The sequence below is a fragment of the Marivirga sp. genome (assembly GCF_024636815.1).
Lineage (GTDB): Bacteria > Bacteroidota > Bacteroidia > Cytophagales > Cyclobacteriaceae > Marivirga.
Genome location: NZ_JAGXGF010000067.1, coordinates 1 through 18,082 on the forward strand (window position 1 = coordinate 1; position 18,082 = coordinate 18,082).

General features: G+C 35.0%; 16 protein-coding genes. 6 read left to right on the forward strand and 10 right to left on the reverse strand.

The features are described 5' to 3' along the window. Positions 1–289: 289 nt before the first annotated feature. From Q0L29_RS05210 to Q0L29_RS05240, 7 genes are all read right to left on the reverse strand, one after another. Positions 290–1,213, reverse strand: coding sequence for a YihY/virulence factor BrkB family protein (locus Q0L29_RS05210; protein WP_296619669.1), 924 nt, complete (start codon positions 1,211–1,213; stop codon positions 290–292). Between the two features lie 154 nt (positions 1,214–1,367). Further along, positions 1,368–1,595, reverse strand: coding sequence for a HepT-like ribonuclease domain-containing protein (locus Q0L29_RS05215; RefSeq protein ID WP_296619720.1), 228 nt, complete (start codon positions 1,593–1,595; stop codon positions 1,368–1,370). A 99-nt stretch (positions 1,596–1,694) separates the two neighbouring features. Further along, positions 1,695–1,952 carry a nucleotidyltransferase domain-containing protein gene (locus Q0L29_RS05220; RefSeq protein WP_296619670.1) on the reverse strand — a complete coding sequence of 86 codons (258 nt, stop codon included), beginning with the start codon at positions 1,950–1,952 and terminating at the stop codon, positions 1,695–1,697. A 137-nt stretch (positions 1,953–2,089) separates the two neighbouring features. Then, the gene (locus tag Q0L29_RS05225; protein ID WP_296619672.1) at positions 2,090–2,899 is read right to left on the reverse strand and encodes a zinc-dependent peptidase; all 810 of its coding nucleotides are present in this window, start codon (positions 2,897–2,899) and stop codon (positions 2,090–2,092) included. Between the two features lie 35 nt (positions 2,900–2,934). After that, a complete protein-coding gene (locus Q0L29_RS05230) occupies positions 2,935–3,069 on the reverse strand; it encodes a hypothetical protein (protein ID WP_296619674.1) in 135 nt (44 codons plus the stop codon). A gap of 55 nt (positions 3,070–3,124) precedes the next feature. Then, a complete protein-coding gene (locus Q0L29_RS05235) occupies positions 3,125–4,912 on the reverse strand; it encodes a glycoside hydrolase family 15 protein (RefSeq protein WP_296619675.1) in 1,788 nt (595 codons plus the stop codon). 69 nt (positions 4,913–4,981) lie between these two features. Beyond that, positions 4,982–5,908: a M28 family peptidase gene (locus Q0L29_RS05240; RefSeq protein ID WP_296619677.1), complete on the reverse strand. Its 927-nt coding sequence runs from the start codon at positions 5,906–5,908 to the stop codon at positions 4,982–4,984. A gap of 119 nt (positions 5,909–6,027) precedes the next feature. Between Q0L29_RS05240 and Q0L29_RS05245 the strand changes: the two genes are divergently transcribed. After that, the gene (locus tag Q0L29_RS05245) at positions 6,028–7,032 is read left to right on the forward strand and encodes a hypothetical protein (protein WP_296619679.1); all 1,005 of its coding nucleotides are present in this window, start codon (positions 6,028–6,030) and stop codon (positions 7,030–7,032) included. Positions 7,033–7,353: 321 nt separating this feature from the next. Further along, complete coding sequence (locus tag Q0L29_RS05250; RefSeq protein WP_296619680.1) at positions 7,354–7,821, forward strand: MaoC family dehydratase; 468 nt, start codon at positions 7,354–7,356, stop codon at positions 7,819–7,821. A gap of 72 nt (positions 7,822–7,893) precedes the next feature. Here Q0L29_RS05250 and Q0L29_RS05255 read toward each other — a convergent pair whose 3' ends face one another. After that, on the reverse strand, positions 7,894–8,028 hold the full coding sequence (locus Q0L29_RS05255) for a hypothetical protein (protein ID WP_296619682.1): 135 nt from the start codon (positions 8,026–8,028) through the stop codon (positions 7,894–7,896). Positions 8,029–8,636: 608 nt separating this feature from the next. On the opposite strand from Q0L29_RS05255, the gene Q0L29_RS05260 reads away from it, so the two are divergent. Then, the gene (locus tag Q0L29_RS05260) at positions 8,637–9,632 is read left to right on the forward strand and encodes a M28 family peptidase (RefSeq protein WP_296619684.1); all 996 of its coding nucleotides are present in this window, start codon (positions 8,637–8,639) and stop codon (positions 9,630–9,632) included. A gap of 142 nt (positions 9,633–9,774) precedes the next feature. Here Q0L29_RS05260 and Q0L29_RS05265 read toward each other — a convergent pair whose 3' ends face one another. Then, complete coding sequence (locus tag Q0L29_RS05265; RefSeq protein ID WP_296619685.1) at positions 9,775–10,170, reverse strand: acetate--CoA ligase family protein; 396 nt, start codon at positions 10,168–10,170, stop codon at positions 9,775–9,777. Here Q0L29_RS05265 and Q0L29_RS05270 point away from each other — a divergent pair. Next, complete coding sequence (locus Q0L29_RS05270; RefSeq protein ID WP_296619687.1) at positions 10,136–10,540, forward strand: VIT1/CCC1 transporter family protein; 405 nt, start codon at positions 10,136–10,138, stop codon at positions 10,538–10,540. The genes Q0L29_RS05265 and Q0L29_RS05270 overlap by 35 nt on opposite strands. A 453-nt stretch (positions 10,541–10,993) precedes the next feature. On the opposite strand, the gene Q0L29_RS05275 is transcribed toward Q0L29_RS05270, so the two are convergent. After that, positions 10,994–12,121, reverse strand: a complete 1,128-nt coding sequence (locus tag Q0L29_RS05275) for an NAD(P)/FAD-dependent oxidoreductase (RefSeq protein ID WP_296619688.1) — start codon at positions 12,119–12,121, stop codon at positions 10,994–10,996. Between the two features lie 155 nt (positions 12,122–12,276). Between Q0L29_RS05275 and Q0L29_RS05280 the strand changes: the two genes are divergently transcribed. Together Q0L29_RS05280 and ileS are read left to right on the forward strand one after the other, a co-directional pair. Beyond that, positions 12,277–14,715, forward strand: coding sequence for an MMPL family transporter (locus Q0L29_RS05280; RefSeq protein ID WP_296619690.1), 2,439 nt, complete (start codon positions 12,277–12,279; stop codon positions 14,713–14,715). Between the two features lie 2 nt (positions 14,716–14,717). After that, positions 14,718–18,080, forward strand: a complete 3,363-nt coding sequence (gene ileS / locus Q0L29_RS05285; RefSeq protein WP_296619692.1) for an isoleucine--tRNA ligase — start codon at positions 14,718–14,720, stop codon at positions 18,078–18,080. Positions 18,081–18,082: the final 2 nt, after the last annotated feature.

Consider the following 18,082-nt stretch of genomic DNA (forward strand, 5'->3'; position numbering starts at 1 on the left):
GGGAAAACTTTTCCATAAAATCCAATATACTGCGTTGTCTTTCCTCGATATAGCTCGCTATATCTTCTAAAAGACGCCTTGTCTATTTAATTTTATGAAAATCTGAATTTCCAAATTAGAGTCGAACTCAGGTTATGAGGTTTTAATAAGATAAAATCTCAAAAAAGAACCTTTAATTTAGATTATAGCTAAATTAAAGAGTCTTTTTTATTTTTCAAGAGAACTCTATTCTGTCCTCCTCAATAACAAAATTCTATTATATCTCCTGAGGATAAACGCCAAGAATGCCTCAATTAACTTTGGTACCTCTTTGTCTTTCGACCTCAGTTGTAGTGACGGCTACCGCTTCATCTGTTGGCAATATAATTCGCCCCATTTCTTTCGAATAAATAAAAGTGACTTGTGCCCCAAATAATAAAATAAGAACAGAGTAATAAACCCAAACCAAAATGGCTACGAAAGAACCTGCTGCTCCATAAGAATCTGTGAGGTTTGCTGTTCCTAAATAGAACCCCAAAGCAAATTTACCAGCCACAAACAAAACAGTGGTAACAAAAGCACCTACCCAAACATCTCTCCATTTAAGTCTGGCATCTGGAAGTACTTTAAATATAATGGCAAATACAAGGGTTATAAAACCCAAAGAGATCACAATATTCATTACTTGAATAATATAAATGGTGGCGCCCTCTAAAATTTCCTTTATATGTGTTTGAATAAATGTGATGACCGTATCCGCTAATAAAGAAACCAGCAATAGAAAGCCTAAGGCCGCTATCATGGCTAAAGAGAGTAATCTGTTGATAATGAATTTTATGATCCCTTTTTTTGGTTTTGCTTTAATGCTCCAAATTGTATTAAGACTATCTTGTAGGGAAATGAATACTGTGGTAGCACTAAAAAGCAATGTTCCTATCCCTATTATTTGAAATAATACACGGTCAGTTTGCACCGTAGCCGAGGATAATAAACTGTCTATCTGCTCAGAACTGGATTCACCCATTAACTGATTAATTTGATCCAGAAATTGAGTTCTCACTATCTCGTCCTCATAAAAATAACCTGCTAAAGTAATAGCTACCAAACCTATAGCTGGTAATGAAAATATTGTGAAATATGCAGTGGAAGCACTATGCTTAAAAGGATTTTCTTCAAAAAATTTAATGCCTGACTTCCTAAATATTTGAAACCACTTTTTAAAAAATTTAGCCATTTATATAAATTACTGATGAGTTTTTGAATAATTAGGCAAACGGATAATTTAATAATAAGATTAGTAGTTACTCTGGATTAAAAGTTTTCTAGAACCAATCTTTAATAAAAAGAGCTGATTTAAAAAAAGGAAATTTCAATAAGCGGAGTAGATTTCATTCACTTTTAATTGTATTGATTTCATCACTTAAGAGTGGAATGTCTTTTTGAATAATTGCCCAAATCATTTCAGGTTCAATTGAATCATAGGCATGAGAAATGATATTTCTTAAACCAATGATGTTTTTAACAGATGAAATCTTAATATCAGGTTGGATTTCGATTAGTTTGCGAATTGCTTCTCCTATAATTTCTAAATCTCGTTCTACAGCTCTTTGTAAAATAAAGTCACCTTTAAACTGATAAAAGTTATTTTCAGTTTTAGATTTATCAACTCAATTTCCTCAATCACACTTTCAATATCTAAAATGTATTTGAGAACCTTATGCTGCATATAAGTCTATTTTTGAACGGTTAATTTCGTCTTTCAAGATGGGGTTCCTTAATGATTTAACTGATACCAAATCAATTTTCCTATTTAAGCTCTTTTCCAAACCTTCTAATAATGAAAAGTAATTATCTGCATAGTTAAGCAATTCAATTTCCTCAGAAAATTGGACAAGAAAATCTATATCACTATTCTCGTTCATCTTGTCATTTGCAGCTGAACCAAATAAGGAAATGGATTTAACTTTATGCACTTTGCAAAGCTTAATTATGTCCTGAAGTTTATTTTGAATTAATGCAAGCATATAACAAATAAACTGTTTTTTTATTTTATAGTTAAATCAGAATAATCTGAATGTAATCAATCTTAGTGAACTCAATTCGTAATTATTCAAAGCCCAAGCAACTTTATAGGATCTTGCTTTAATAACATAGTGGTTTTTTTATAGAGGTTCGGACTATAGGCTTTTAGGTCTTGGGGTCTTTCAAAAAAGTTCTCTAACAATACTGCAAAAAATTCATGATGGTCAATGGCTGCTGCAGATCGGAACATAGAAGTGTCCCCTTCTCTAATTTTAAACATTTCATATTCGGCTAAGTCCACATATTTTTTCCATAATTTGACATCTATAAAGCCATATTCTTTATTTGAAATCCTGTTTTCTAAATGGATTGCATGGGCCAATTCATGCAAGCCCAAATTTATCCCGTCTGTTTCATTAGCAATTCCATGCACTAAGTTTTTCCAGGAAAGTACGATGATTCCAAAGCGTGGATTTACTTCTCCCTTATGATATTGATTGTTAATGGTAGAATAATAATTGTCCGGATAAATTAGAATTTTTTTAAAATGGGCCAGGTAAATTCGGGGTAGTCCAAAAGTAATTTGAACCGCCAAGCTAGCAACTACTAACTTCATTTCATCAGTAACATCCTCTATACCCCTGGAAACAAATTTTCTAGAAAATATAAACTGAACTACCTTTCTTTCAAATTTCCTCTTTTGCCTATACTCTAAATCTCTATAATAAGGAGAATATTTATTTAGTTTCTTAAGTTGCTCTTGATTCAAACTTCCTATACCAAATACTCCAAAATAGTTGAAAGTAACCACAATAACATCCCTAATTGTTTTGAAAATGAGCAGAACAAACAATATGGGAATTAATGAGATAAATGCTATAATTAAAATTTCTCCCAAGATTAAGGCAAAAAATCAGGTTTCTCTATATTCAATTATCTATGTTTTTTCATAAATGTCTCATAATCTAAAACTTCTCCATTTTCAATCTCTTTGGATGCTTTCTCTATTTCTTTTCGTTGTTCAAAAGTCAACTCATTCCAAAAGTCTGTAAAGTTTTCAGTTTCCATTTTAATTATGTGTTAGTAACATTACTTCAATTTTTTGATGTTTAAATCTAATAACTTATGGCAAAAAATCAGGTTTATCCAGTTTATTATTGATTCTATAAGCAGCATTCACTAAACCTACATGGCTATAAGCTTGCGGGAAATTTCCCCACATGGAGCCGTCTGATGATTTTACATCTTCACTTAATAATCCAACATGATTTGAATAGCCAATCAATTCTTCAAAAGCTTCCATTGCCTCTTCTGTCCTGCCCACGCATGCAAGTGCTTCCACATACCAAAAAGCACAAATTAAGAAGGTTGTTTCCGGCTCTCCGAAATCATCTGCATGTTTATAGCGATAAAATAATCCTTTGCCAACTCTCAAATCTTCTTCCAAAGCTTTTAGATGATCTTTAGCTTTTTGGCTATTATGTGGCATATAGTTCATCATAATAAGCTGCAAGGTGCTGGCATCCATTCTATCTACACCTTCCGCCTGTGCATAGGCTTTTCTTGTTGGAGAATAGCATTTCTCTAAATGAGCAGCTGCTTGCTTCAATAATTTTTCAGCTTTTCTCCCCAGTTCCATTTCACCAATTTCTCTGGCTATTTTCATGGCAGCATGGCTTCCTGCCCATTGGAATAGATGTGTATATGCATGCTTTTGCTTCAGGTTTCTGAACTCCCAAAGTCCGGCATCTGCCTCATCCATAGTGAACTCTATCTTATCCAAAATGGTCTTTAGCAAATAAGAGGACTGGGATTTCTCCATATTGGCAAAACGCTTATCCGTATAAAGCGGAAGAATCGCCAATAATATTTGTCCGTAAACATCATTTTGAATATGCGTATAGGCATCATTCCCTACTCTAACTGGCTGATTTCTCATATAGCCAGGCAAATCCAGTTCTTTTTCAATAATCGTACTTTCACCCACCAAATTATAAAGTGGCTGAATTCTTTCCTTACCCTTCATAGGAATATTGGTGAGGTATAGAAAATAATTTTCCATTTCTTCAAAGTGCCCAATATTGTTAAAGGCTGTAAGCGTATAATAAGTATCGCGCATCCAGCAATAGCGATAATCCCAATTTCGTGTGCTCCCCGGAGATTCGGGCAATGACATAGTTGGAGAAGCAATAATACCACCCGTATCTTCATACTGATGGATTTTTAGGGCTAGGGAGGAACGAATTACCTGCTCCTGATAATGCTGGCCAATACTGGTAGATTTCACCCAATTTTGCCAGTAAAAAACGGTTCTATTAATGAAATTTTCAGCTGTTTCTTGCAACTCTGCTTCCAAAGGCGCACCATATGTCATCACCATATAGCGGGTCTTGGTTAGCACAAAAGGACTACTATCCATCACCATATTGATAGGGATATTGGTAGTGAGCCTTAAGGTTTCGGGCAAACCGAAATAACGAATATGACTACTTCCTCTTTCACGAGTTAGCTTTTTCTGCCCGTAATCTCCTACAGGATCACAAACAACTTTCAATTGCGGCAAACCGTTTAGAGGCTCTATTTTCCTGATCAACATTTGTGGTCGGTAGTAACGATCAAATTGACGAAACCTTGGTGCACAATCTGTAATTTTATAGGCATACTCATCAGTTTCCACTATGGTTTCCAGCACATTGGTATTGGGAATATATGCCTGGCTAATTTTATAGTGTTCTGAAGTAGGTTTAATTGAAAACTCGCCTCCTTTTTCCCCTCCTATTAAACTTCCGAAAATAAAGGAACTATCAAATCGGGGCATACACATCCATTTAATGTCGGTATCTTTTCCAATTAGTGCTAAATAAGCACAGTTTCCAATCATTCCAAGGTCGTAGGTATGTCTCTCTTGCATATTCTTAATTGCTTAATTCGTTAATTTTTAAAATAATTATGTGGGGAAAAAGTAAAATGCCTTAAAACATCATTTGCCATAAACAATTTCAGCCAGATTAGCATCAAAGTTCTCAATGGCATCTTTAATCAGGCAAATGGCTTCTAAATAGAAATCAGGATTTACTTTATCGGCTGTATCTGTAATTTTATGATAATCTTTATGGTCATCCACTCCAAAGTAAACAAAAGGAATTTCGGCTTTATGAAAAGGCGCATGATCAGAGGAATTTACCCAATTAGGCTTCTTCTTTGGTTCGTCCCTTCCGAATAAGAGCGTAATACTTTTATCTTTTGAAGCTTCTGTTATCAAAGGCTTTAGAAATGGCGTGAAATAAGTGCCCACTGCATAAAGTTCATTTTTATCACCACGACTCACCATATCCAAATTAACATTCATTTTAATTCTGCTGGTGTCCATCACCACAGATTGCATAAAGTGTTTTGCACCTTGCAATCCCTTTTCTTCCGCATCGAAAAAAGCAAAAAGTAAATTATTTTCCGGTTGATTTTCCCTAAAATATTCAGCCAAAGCCAGGATTGCTGATACTCCACTGGCATTCTCATCGGCCCCGTTAAAAATCTTAGAGCTATCTTTCATGCCTACATGATCGTAATGCGCAGAAATTACGATAAAGTGTTTACCCGAAAATCCTTCCACAAAACCCAATATATTTACAGCTGGAATGGTGTCCTTTCCAAATGTAAAAGCTTGGGTATAATCCTGAACATATGCCGAAACTCCAAGTTTTTGCAATCTGTTTATGATATAATTTCTGGCTATCTCATTCCCCTCTGTATTGGTTTCCCTTCCTAGCAAAGAATCCGATGCCAGAAAATACAAATCATTCATTACCTTGGCGGAATCAGGAAAAACAAAAGTGGAATCCTTTTGCGCATAACTTTGCTGTGCAATTAAAAGGGCAAGAAAAAAGAGGTAATATTGTAATGACTTCATCAGGATACGGGTTCTTTAGATTATTTCATTTTGAATGATAAAGAATAAATTTATAGATAATGACGTTAAGATTCAGCCGATTATTCAAAAATCTTTAATTTTCATGCGAATTAACTTTTATGCGACACTACATTATATCGATTTTATTGATTTTTGCCAGCCTTCAGGGCTTTTCACAAGAGGCTTTTCCTTTTTTAAATAAAAGTAATCAACTTCCCGAAGACCTACTTAGCAAAAGAGCTGTGGTTTTTATGAATGTTAATTCCTTAAAATGGGATGAAGAAGCACAGAAAATTCATAATAGCTTTATTGAAATTGGAGTGGATGCAGTAGCTTATTATGCTTTATCCGATATCATGTCCGGAGAAGACGCCACAACCGCATTCTATTCTGATATTAGCAAAAGAGCCATAAAAAACATGCTGATTATTCATCAATATGACAATGGTTTTGAACTTTATGCTACCAAAATTCCTGAAGAAGGCGGATTCTTTCAAAAAGGCATGCAGGCATTTTATTTGGAAGCACCATCTTTAAAAGAGCTGGGGACTAAATTACAGACGCTGGTTAATAAATCAGATTTGGAAAGAGAAAACTTCCTCATAATTGATGTTCCTGAGACCTTTAAACGCACTAATGTCATCAAATCGAGAAGGGTAGCCAATTTTAATCCTGACATCAGAATTGATAAACTAGCAGTACCCAAATTCGAAAACAACATTATGCTTGATGTAGATATTGAAAAAGCTAATGCTGAATTAGACTCTATTATGAATCAACATTATCCATTTAAATACGGTTTGGTTGATCCTGAAATGAGCGTTGAAGAAATGATAAGCGAAGGCTATTTGATGGTGCTCAAAAAACTGGAAAATAATGGAGAAAGTTTACGTAGAATGCTGGGCTATGACTTATCGGAAGGAGAAACACTTTTAATTTCTCTAAGAAAAGGCGAGGATGAAAAAGTGATGAAATACCGAATAAATGAGCATGTTCATAAATATTATGTGCAACAACTTTACACAAAAGATATTTACCTTGGCGATAGTTGGGATGCAGGGAAAACCTGGCAGGAAGCCCTTATCAACCATGTGGAAAATTTAAAAGCTAAGTTGAAAAGGTAATATACATTTGCAGATGAAAACTACTGTGAGGAGGATAAAATTTCCAACCGATTAGTTATAAATCCAATCAAAATAACCCAATGATGTCAGCAGCAGCTGATGAAGTACCCTCATGGAATCAGATTTAAATTTTAAAGACTTTAAATTAAAGGCAGAAGTACATATTGTCTTTTTGATTCAGTAATTTGTAAATAAGCTTATATATTGCAACTGATTTGAATACTGCCTATTAGGTGAAATTTCACTAATTACTTGATAATTAGCATCAAATAATAATTTTTTAATCAATTAAACATTAGAGTCCATATAAAACCCTTTACTATGCAACCAATAGAAATCAGTAGCTATGAAGATTTTAAAGCCTATGAAGGACAAGAATTAGGTGTTTCAGAATGGCATACCATTGACCAAAAGCAAGTGAATCAGTTTGCAGATGCCACACTAGATCACCAATGGATTCATCTGGATGAAGAAAGAGCGGCAAAAAGTCCTTTTGGAGGCACTATAGCACATGGGTACTTGACTTTATCTTTAGCTCCTTATTTATGGGAACAGATTGCCAATGTTACGAATCTAAAAATGATGATTAACTATGGAATAGAAAAGATGAAGTTCAATCAGGCAGTGAAAGTTGGTTCGGCTGTCAGGTTGAAAGCCAGTTTAAATTCAATAATAGATTTGAGAGGTGTGAGCAAAGCCCAAATTGATATTGTGATGGAAATAAAGGATGAGAAAAAACATGCTTATACCGCATCACTTATATTCTTATATCACTTTAATAAATCTTAAAGATTACAAAAGAAATAGATCAGACCGAAATGGCTCAATTTTAAAATTGGCCATAGCTGTTAATTAGAGGAATTAGACAGTAACTTCTATGTTGTTGTCTTTTTTTACTTCTTCAGAAGCATATGTAGGGCAAGTTCTTTGCGCACATGCTGAAGCAAAAAGTATTAAACCTGAGATTGCTGCGAATAATTTGATGGACTTTTTCATGTGTATATGTTTAATATTAATTTGCCACATGGAATCTTTGATTAAAAATTTACTTTCGATTATTATAAAGTTCGAACCTAAATTTTTAATGTCGATTTCATTTGGTTACTTTTTTAATTGTTAATGTTACAAATTTAGGTTGATATTCATTGATAAAAAAGACGGATCCGCTCATTTGGTACTTCTTTCCATTTATTATGTCTGCTGGGAACTATAATCGATCAACGGTAAAATATTATCATTAAAGGGTCAAAATCATAAGATTAAAATATCACAGCATCTCTTTTTAGCTGTAAGTTTACGTTTTTAACTGTAGCTACATTCATAAAGTTTACTTTTGTGCCTAAAATAATACATCAATGTAAGTGTTTTTTTATTGACTATTTAAGACGAAATTCTTTTTTTAAGCAATAATTTTAAATCAAGATCTTCTTAACCCAAAGGAACAGACGATCCCACGACTAGAAATGGTAGAATTAAACTCCTACAAATCATTGACACGACTATGGAAGTCGTCTGGACTGACATAACTAATTGATTTCCGTCATTATTCCAGACCTTGTCATGAATAATCCGGCTTAATCTGTAATTTTGAAAAAATTCATTCTATGAAAAACATCATTTCACTCCTATTTATCACTCTATTGGTTTTTTCGTGTGATTCTTCAAAAGATAAAAAAGAAGAAGTAGCTGATAAAACAGAAAAAAAGGATTTAGAAGTTCCTGCCTTTAGTGGTGGAAATGCCTATCAATATGTGGAAACACAGGTGAATTTCGGACCAAGAGTTCCTAATACATCTGCTCATGCAGAAACTGAAGAATATATAATCCAACAACTAGAAAGCTTTGGTGCAAAAGTCCAAACACAGAAATTTGAATCCGATACCTACGATGGAGAAGTCTGGAATTTAACCAATATTATTGCTTCTATTCAACCAGAGAAAAAGAAGCGGATTTTGTTAGCTGCACACTGGGATACAAGAAAAATTGCTGATAAAGACACTGAAAGAAAAGATGAGCCAATAGATGGAGCAAATGATGGAGCAAGTGGTGTAGGCGTTATTTTAGAAGTAATCAATGCTATCCAAAAAGCAGGAAGCAAGCCCAATGTAGGCATAGATATAATATTTTTTGATGGAGAAGATAATGGGGAGCCACAGGGTTTATCAGGAAGAGACCCTTCTAAAACCTGGTGGTGTTTAGGTTCCCAGTATTGGAGTAAAAACAAGCATATTCCGGGCTACTCAGCTTATTACGGAATTTTATTGGATATGGTAGGTGGAGTTAACGCGCAATTTCATAAAGAAGGCTATTCCATGAAATATGCCCCCACTATAGTGGAGAAAGTATGGAATACGGCCGATAGAATTGGATATGGCCGGTATTTCATTAACAATAGAGTAGGTCTAATTACTGATGATCATTATTTCGTAAATGAATTTGCTAAAATTCCTATGATAGATATTATAGCACATGAGCCAACTTCAGGTGATTTCTTTCCTGATTTTCATCACACCCATAAGGATAATATGGAAATTATTTCTCAAGAAACTTTAAAGGCAGTTGGGCAAACTTTATTGCAGGTTATTTATGAGGAGAAATAATGAAATTGCTGCATAATTCAATATACAGTAAGCTGCTATTGAATACTATTTGAATATTTGAAGTAGGAATAAAATAATCTGTTAGTCTTGATAATTGCCTCCATTTGTTATACGGTAGAAAAAATGAATTTTGGGAGGAATACTATGAAACTCTAATTCTGGCATCCACCACTACCAATTCTTTTTCATTTCCAATCAGAGGATTCAAATCAATTTCCTCTATTTCAGGAGCTAAATGCACCAAAGAAGCTAAGCAAACAATAACATCTGCAAATGCTACTTCATTTATTCCTGCTCTGCCTCTATATCCCTGTATAATTGGATAAGTCTTTAAGGACTGGATCATTTTTTCTGCTTCTTTCTTGCTCAACGGAGCTAATCCGTTGGCAATATCTTTGATAATTTCTACAAATATTCCACCCATTCCGCAAAGTACCAGATGCCCAAAATTGCCTTTCTTAACAGCGCCAGCAAAAAACTCCTCCCCTTTTTTCATTTCCTGAATGAGCACTCCCTTAGCTCCCGATATTTTCATCATTCTTTTAAATTCCTTTTTTAGAAATTCTAGAGAATTAACAGAGAAATATGCATTGGGGACACATATGCGCGAAGAGTTAGGGATAAATGAAATGAGTCAAGCTAACCCGATGCAAGCAGCTTTTGCATCAGGAGCATCATTTTCTTTGGGGGGTGTACTACCTCTTTTAGTAGTGCTTTTTATACCTATGCATGGGATGGAATATTGGCTTTATGGATTTACAATTATTTTTCTTGTCATTTTGGGAGCAGTTTCAGCAAAAACAGGTGGCTCAAGCATGAAAAAAGCAATCTTAAGGATTAGCATTTGGGGTACATTAGCCATGGGGCTTTCAGCGTTAGTTGGCTATATTTTTGGAGTGAACGTATAATTTTAGGAGGATTTACTTTAGCAGCTTTATGCTTAAGCTTCAAATAAAAATAATCAATCATTCTTGCTTGGAAGTTGTGAACACAGATTTAAAATAATGGGAACCCAATGAGGGCAGTATCTCTATATTGAGGCAAAAAAAATAAAATTAAAATCAATAGTACATAAAAATATATGCTAAAAATGGTTTTTCCATAACACTCGATAGTCCTAAAACCCAATTGCCAATGTTTTATTCTTATTGAGTATTAGTATTAGAATGCTAGTTTGACTTATATAATAAAGTTCTAAACCAATCTATAGTCAGGTCTTTAATTAATTGAAAAACACCAAGATGTTTGCATAAATTTCCTGTAAATCTATTTCTATTATAATGGACTAGAAGCGGAAAATTAGAAAGAAATTATAGAAAAAGCTTCACCTCAAAGTCACTGACCCAAATTCGATAGCCAACTCAAAAAACCTCTCCATGCGTTTGCTGAATAAGCTTTTTAGCTAGTGAAGGAAAGTTTTTTACAAATTGAACTGATAAACCCGCTCTCATTTGATTTCCAAACAGGTTTTGGGTTTTACGACCTACCCACAATCTTTTAGAGAAGTTTTTCTTCCATACATTTTGATACTCTGATTCTAATTCCTGTCGGCTTTTTAATTTCCCTTCGTAGAATTTGATAATGGAAGAACTTGCCAGATACCCACTGTGAATCGCCATTGCCATGCCGTTTCCACAAAGTGGAGTTATAAGACCGGCAGTATCCCCTGCCATCAGCATATGATTTTCGATAGAAGCTTTCTGCTCAAAGGAAATTTCATTGATCACCTCCGGCTTTTCAAAAAGCATTTCAGCCTTTCCAAAAATATCTTTGAGAATTGGATTTTGATGTAAAACAGCTTCTTCCATTTCAGCTATACCTCCATGTCCTTTTAGGTTTTCTCTTCTGCTTAAATAACAAATATTGACTTTATCATCTTCTATATGGCTTACTCCACAATAGCCACCTTTGAAATTATATAGCCCGATTACATCTTTAGGGAAATCAATTCTTGCATGATATTTTACACCTAAAAAAGGTGATTTCTTTTTGATGAAATTTCTATCAAAGGTTTTATCAAGTTTTGACCTTTTGCCATAAGCATTAATGACAAATTCTGAAGTTAACTTTTCTCCATTTTTTAGGCTGACCGCAAATTCATTATCATGAAATACTATATCAATGACTTCATTTTTGGTTTTGACTTCCACTCCTGCATCGAAAGCTTTTTGATATAAAAAATCATCAAGCTGATAGCGACTAATACCAAAGCCACCTAAAGGCAATTTAACTTCAGCAATATTTCCTTTTATGTCGGATAGTTTGAATCGATTAAGTTCTGCTGGGTTCAAATGTTCCGGAAACAAATCCATTCTTTCCAAAAATGGTTTCACCTCCATAGAAATATACTCACCGCATACACGATGGAAAGGATATTGCTTCTTTTCAATTAGAAGCGTACTCACTCCCGATCTTTGCAAACAAATGGAAGATATTAACCCTGCCAATCCGCCTCCCACAACTATAACTTGAAACTTATTTTTATCCAAAATGTCGATTTTATATACCCTTAAACACTCTCTTCGTCAATGAGTTTTATATTATAAATTTAAAATATATAAAAATACTACATTTAAGTTGAAAAGCATGGTTTTCAGAGTGACTCGACTGGAAAAATCATTACCTTTGTGGCTTGTTTAAAAATATGTGGACAAAACTAGCGCATAACGTAATAAAATATCGACTGCCTCTCATCATCATTTTGGTTTTGGTGACCATTTTCATGGGTTACCGTGCCCGAAATGTGGAACTAGATTATGATTTGGCGAAATTGGTTCCTGAAACGGATGAAGATTACAAAGCATTAAAGGAATTTGAAAAGAATTTTGGTGTAGATGATAACATTCTGGCACTTGGAATTAAAGACAGCGCCCTCTATACCCCTCAAAATTTTGCAAGGCTGCAATACTTCTCTAATGCATTAAAGGATGTTAAGGGAGTAAATAATATCCTTTCCATCGGAAATTTACAAAAGCTACAAAAAAATACTGAAGAGCGTAAATTCGAGATGCAACCTTTGATCACGGATTTACCGGAAATTCAAGCAACGCTCGATAGTTTATTGCAGGAAATTAAAGACCAAAAATTCTTCTCCTCACAATTACTGAATAAGGAAAATGGGGCCACTGCAGTAATCATTACTTTGGACGAAAATATATTTAATTCTCCCGAGCGTGAAAGGTTAATGTCAGACATCACCCAATTAGGCGATGCTTTTGAGGAAAAAACAGGAATAGAATTACATTATGCTGGATTGCCTTTTGTTCGATCCACCATGATGAGTAAAGTTCGTCAGGAGATAATACAATTACTGGTTTTATCTGTCATTGTAACCGCACTTATTCTACTAGCTTTTTTTCGCTCCTGGGATGCTGTTCTATTCCCTTTACTGGTGATTTTCTCTGTGGTGATTTGGTCTGTAGGTACACTAGATTTACTTGGTTATAAAATCACCATTCTAACAAGTTTAATACCTACGATTATAGTCGTCATTGGGATTCCTAACAGTATTTATTTATTAAATAAATACCATCAGGAATTTGAAGAGCACGGAAATAAAATAAAAGCAATTAGTACCATCGTGCGGAAAATTGGTGTGGTAACCCTGATCACTAACTTTACTACTGCTGTCGGCTTTCTGGTGTTAGCCTTTACTGATATTAAACTTTTAACGGAATTTGGTATAGTTGCAGGTATTAACATTTTCGCAACCTTTGTTGTAAGTATAATATTAATTCCGGCCGTTTTCTCCTACTTACCTGAGCCTGGTAGAAAGCAATTGAAGCATATGAACTTCAAAATGACGGATTATGCTTTAAGATGGCTTAATAAATCTGTGCATTACCACAGAACAATTATTTATTTTGTTACGGTTGTAATTGTAGTTTTTGCTTTTATTGGAGGGTTTCAATTGAATTCCATCAGCCATATGGTAGATGATCTACCTAAAGACGGAAAAACGATACAGGACTTACGTTTCTTCGAAGATAATTTCAGTGGTATTATGCCATTAGAGATTATAGTCGATACCAAGAACAAGCGTGGAATCATCCAAAGAAATACTTTAAGGAAAGTTGATCAATTCCAACAATTTTTGGATAGCATTCCATCTATAAGTCAACCCATTTCAGTTGTAAGCATGGTGAAAGCTGCACGACAAGCTTATTATAATGGAAATCCGGCTTTCTATGATTTACCTACTTCCCGTGACTATAATTTCATTATGCGCTACCTTCAACAAGATGAAGGAAATATTTCTGTGATGAAAAACTTTACGGATGAAGAACTCTCCACTATGAGAATTTCTTTAAAAATAGCCGACATAGGTTCCGATAAAATGAATGCGCTTTTGGAAGAATCCATTAAGCCACGAATGAATGAAATTTTTGAGGGAGAAGATTTTGATATTTCTATTACAGGAACCACCCCAATTTTTATAAAAGGAAACGAATATTTGGTTGAAAACTTAAGGTTTAGCCTTTTAATTGCCTTTGTAATTATAGCTATCGTAATGGGAATTCTTTTCCAGAACATTAGAATGATTGTGATTTCCCTAATTCCTAATGTAATTCCTTTGTTAATAACTGGCGGATTGATGGGCTATTTGGGGGTTCCACTGAAACCAAGTACAGTATTGGTATTTAGTATCGCATTTGGTATTTCTGTAGATGATACTATTCACTTCTTAGCAAAATACAGACAAGAACTATTTGCCAATAATTTCTTCGTTCCTCTGGCAGTCACTAAAACCTTAAAAGAAACAGGTAAAAGTATGATTTACACATCTATTGTACTTTTTGCAGGCTTTATTATTTTTGTGACTTCAAGTTTTGGGGGTACAGTAGCATTGGGAGCTTTAACTTCTACCACACTTTTAGTGGCAATGCTTACCAATTTACTAGTTTTACCTTCTCTATTGCTCACTTTCGATGATGGAAAACGTAATAAATCAAGTCATCCACTTATTGAGCAATATGATGAAGACTTCTATATGGAAGCCGAAGACGAGGAAATTAATATAAAGAGAATTAAAAAAGCCGAACCTAAAGTTCCTTATAAGCCGGAGGATCAGAAAAATTCATAAAAATGGGTCAATACAAAGAATACAAAAATCTAAACTATGCCGAGCTGGCAGATGAAGTTCTTGAATTTTGGAATAAAAATGACATTTTCCAAAAATCAGTGACCACCCGTGAAGGGAAACCCACTTTTACTTTTTATGAAGGGCCACCTTCAGCAAATGGTACTCCCGGTATTCACCATGTAATGGCGCGTGCCGTAAAAGATATTTTCTGCCGATACAAAACCCTAAAAGGTTTTCAAGTAAAAAGAAAAGGCGGATGGGATACTCATGGCTTACCTGTTGAATTGCAGGTAGAAAAGGAATTAGGCATCACCAAAGAAGATATAGGAAAGAAAATTTCCGTTGCCGAATATAATGACAGATGCCGAAAAGCTGTTATGAAATTCAAAGGCGAATGGGATGATTTGACCCGAAAAATGGGTTATTGGGTGGATTTAGATGACCCATACATCACTTTCGATCGCAAATACATGGAAACCCTATGGCATTTGCTCAAGAAATTTTACGATAAAGATTTATTATATAAAGGCTATACAGTTCAGCCGTATTCTCCAGCTGCTGGAACTGGTTTGAGCTCACACGAACTCAACCAACCAGGTTGCTATCGTGATGTGAAAGACACTTCAGTAACTTCTCAATTCAAAGTGAAAAAAGATGATAAATCGGCTTTCCTTTTCGAAAATGAAGTGGAAGATGTGCGCTTTATCGCGTGGACCACCACCCCATGGACTTTGCCTTCCAATTGCGCTTTAGCAGTGGGTGAAAAAATTGACTATGTGAAAGTGAAAACTTTCAATCAATATACTTACGAACCTGTATCTGTTGTTTTAGCTAAAGATTTGGTGAGTAAACAATTCAATACCAAAGCGAAGGATTTAAAACTGGAAGATTATAAAGCTGGAGATAAATTAATTCCATTTGAGATAGCACAAACTTTCAAAGGAAAGGACATAGTGGAAACCCGCTATGAACAACTGATGCCTTATGTTACTTCTGAGGAGTTAGAGAAAAATGCTTTCCGAGTTATTCCCGGTGATTTTGTGACTACAGAAGATGGTACTGGAATCGTGCATACGGCTTCTGTTTTTGGTGCAGATGACTTTAGAGTTGCTCAGCAAAACAATGTGCCAGCTGTAATGGTGAAAGATGAGCAAGGAAAAGATACTCCTTTGGTTGATAAAAAAGGAAAATTTGTTACTGAGGTAACAGATTTTGCAGGTAAATATGTAAAAGAGGAATATTATGATGATGAGACTCGTAATGACCCTGACTTTAAGCCGACTGATGTTTTAATTGCTATCAAATTAAAAGAAGATAATAAAGCTTTTAAAGTAGAAAAATACGAACACTCCTATCCACATTGCTGGAGAACGGATAAGCCAATTTTATATTACCCATTAGATTCATGGTTTATTAAAACCACCGCCATGAAAGATAGATTGGTGGAATTGAATAAATCGATCAACTGGAAACCAGCTTCAACTGGTGAGGGCCGTTTCGGTAACTGGTTAGAGAATTTGGTGGATTGGAATTTAAGTCGTTCTCGATACTGGGGAACTCCATTGCCAATTTGGGTAACAGAAGATCGCAAGGAACAGATCTGCATTGGTTCTTTAGAAGAATTAAGAAATGAGGTTAATAAATCTGTGAAAGCAGGTTTTATGCAGGAGGAACTGGCAGAAGATTTTGATTTGCACCGTCCATATGTGGATGATGTGATTTTAACCAGTGAATCTGGTCAGAAAATGTTCCGTGAACCTGATTTGATTGATGTTTGGTTCGATTCAGGAGCCATGCCTTATGCACAATGGCATTACCCTTTTGAAAATAATGAGACTTTCGAAAAAAACTATCCAGCTGATTTTATAGCAGAAGGAGTAGACCAAACCCGTGGATGGTTCTTTACTTTGCATGCTATTTCTGGTATGTTATTCGATTCAGTCGCCTACAAAAATGTAATTGCCAACGGATTGGTACTGGATAAAGACGGTAACAAAATGTCCAAGCGATTGGGCAATGCCATCAATCCATTTGAAACTTTAAAGAAATACGGTCCTGATGCCACTCGTTGGTATATGATTGCAAATGCTAATCCATGGGATAACCTGAAATTCAATTTACAGGGAGTTGAAGAAGTTCAGCGTAAGTTCTTCGGAACCCTACAAAACACTTATAATTTCTTTGCACTATATGCTAATTTGGATGGCTTCACTTTTGAAGGCGAAAGCATTCCATTGGAAAAAAGAACTGAAAGTGACCGATGGATATTATCAAAATTAAATTCCCTTAAGAAAGCGGTAGATGCAGCTTATGATGATTATGAGCCAACCCGTGCTGCTCGCTTAATTCAGGACTTCGTTCAGGATGATGTGAGTAACTGGTATGTTCGTTTAAACCGTAAGCGTTTCTGGAAAGGAGAATATAATGAAGATAAAAAAGCAGCTTACCAATCGCTTTATGAGTGCCTGGAAAGCATTGCAATTTTAGGTGCTCCAATCGCTCCTTTCTATATGGATAATTTATTCCAAAGCTTAAATACTATAAGCGGCAGAATGAAAGAAGAATCTGTTCACTTGGTAGATTTTCCGGAAGCGGATGAAAATATAATCGATAAGGACTTAGAAGAGCGTATGTATTTGGCTCAACATATCAGTTCATTGACACACAGCATCCGAAAGGCACAGAAAATAAAAGTAAGACAACCGCTTCATAAAATATTAGTGCCTGTTTTAAATGATAAAACACGTAAGCAAATAGAAGCTGTGGAAGATTTGATTATCTCTGAGGTGAACGTAAAATCTATTGAGTATATAGATGATGCTTCAGGAGTTTTGGTGAAAAATATAAAACCTAACTTCCGCAAATTGGGACAGCATTTTGGTCCTAAAATGAAAGCCGTTACGCAAATCATCAATCAATGGGGACAGGAAGAAATTGCTAAAATAGAGCAAAATAATGCTTTTGAAATAGAAGTGGATGGCGAAAAACATACTCTAACTTTAGAAGATGTAGAGATTACCTCTCAGGATATTCCGGGTTGGTCAGTAGCTTCTGAAGCTGGCATAACTGTTGCTTTGGATATAAGCATAGATGATGATTTAAGAAGAGAAGGCTTTGCCAGAGACATGGTAAACCGTATACAGAACTTAAGAAAAGAAAAAGGTCTGGAGGTTCAGGACAAAATTGCTGTAGTTGTAAAACAGGGAAATGAATTGGTGGACAGCGCCATTTCGCAAAACAAAGATTACATTTGTTCCGAAACTCAGGCAGTTTCATTAGATTTGGCTGAAAATTTAACCGAAACCACAGAAATAGAGATAGACGATTTAAAAGTTGAATTGTCCGTAGTGGTGAAAAACCTATAAAA

What these genes read in the sequence shown, in the direction of transcription:
- Q0L29_RS05210 (WP_296619669.1), bottom strand. Translation starts at nt 1,213, where the DNA reads ATGGCTAAATTTTTTAAAAAGTGGTTTCAAATATTTAGGAAGTCAGGC.
- Q0L29_RS05230 (WP_296619674.1), bottom strand. Translation starts at nt 3,069, where the DNA reads ATGGAAACTGAAAACTTTACAGACTTTTGGAATGAGTTGACTTTTGAA.
- Q0L29_RS05235 (WP_296619675.1), bottom strand. Translation starts at nt 4,912, where the DNA reads ATGCAAGAGAGACATACCTACGACCTTGGAATGATTGGAAACTGTGCT.
- Q0L29_RS05240 (WP_296619677.1), bottom strand. Translation starts at nt 5,908, where the DNA reads ATGAAGTCATTACAATATTACCTCTTTTTTCTTGCCCTTTTAATTGCA.
- Q0L29_RS05245 (WP_296619679.1), top strand. Translation starts at nt 6,028, where the DNA reads ATGCGACACTACATTATATCGATTTTATTGATTTTTGCCAGCCTTCAG.
- Q0L29_RS05250 (WP_296619680.1), top strand. Translation starts at nt 7,354, where the DNA reads ATGCAACCAATAGAAATCAGTAGCTATGAAGATTTTAAAGCCTATGAA.
- Q0L29_RS05255 (WP_296619682.1), bottom strand. Translation starts at nt 8,028, where the DNA reads ATGAAAAAGTCCATCAAATTATTCGCAGCAATCTCAGGTTTAATACTT.
- Q0L29_RS05260 (WP_296619684.1), top strand. Translation starts at nt 8,637, where the DNA reads ATGAAAAACATCATTTCACTCCTATTTATCACTCTATTGGTTTTTTCG.
- Q0L29_RS05270 (WP_296619687.1), top strand. Translation starts at nt 10,136, where the DNA reads ATGAGCACTCCCTTAGCTCCCGATATTTTCATCATTCTTTTAAATTCC.
- Q0L29_RS05265 (WP_296619685.1), bottom strand. Translation starts at nt 10,170, where the DNA reads ATGATGAAAATATCGGGAGCTAAGGGAGTGCTCATTCAGGAAATGAAA.
- Q0L29_RS05280 (WP_296619690.1), top strand. Translation starts at nt 12,277, where the DNA reads ATGTGGACAAAACTAGCGCATAACGTAATAAAATATCGACTGCCTCTC.
- ileS (WP_296619692.1), top strand. Translation starts at nt 14,718, where the DNA reads ATGGGTCAATACAAAGAATACAAAAATCTAAACTATGCCGAGCTGGCA.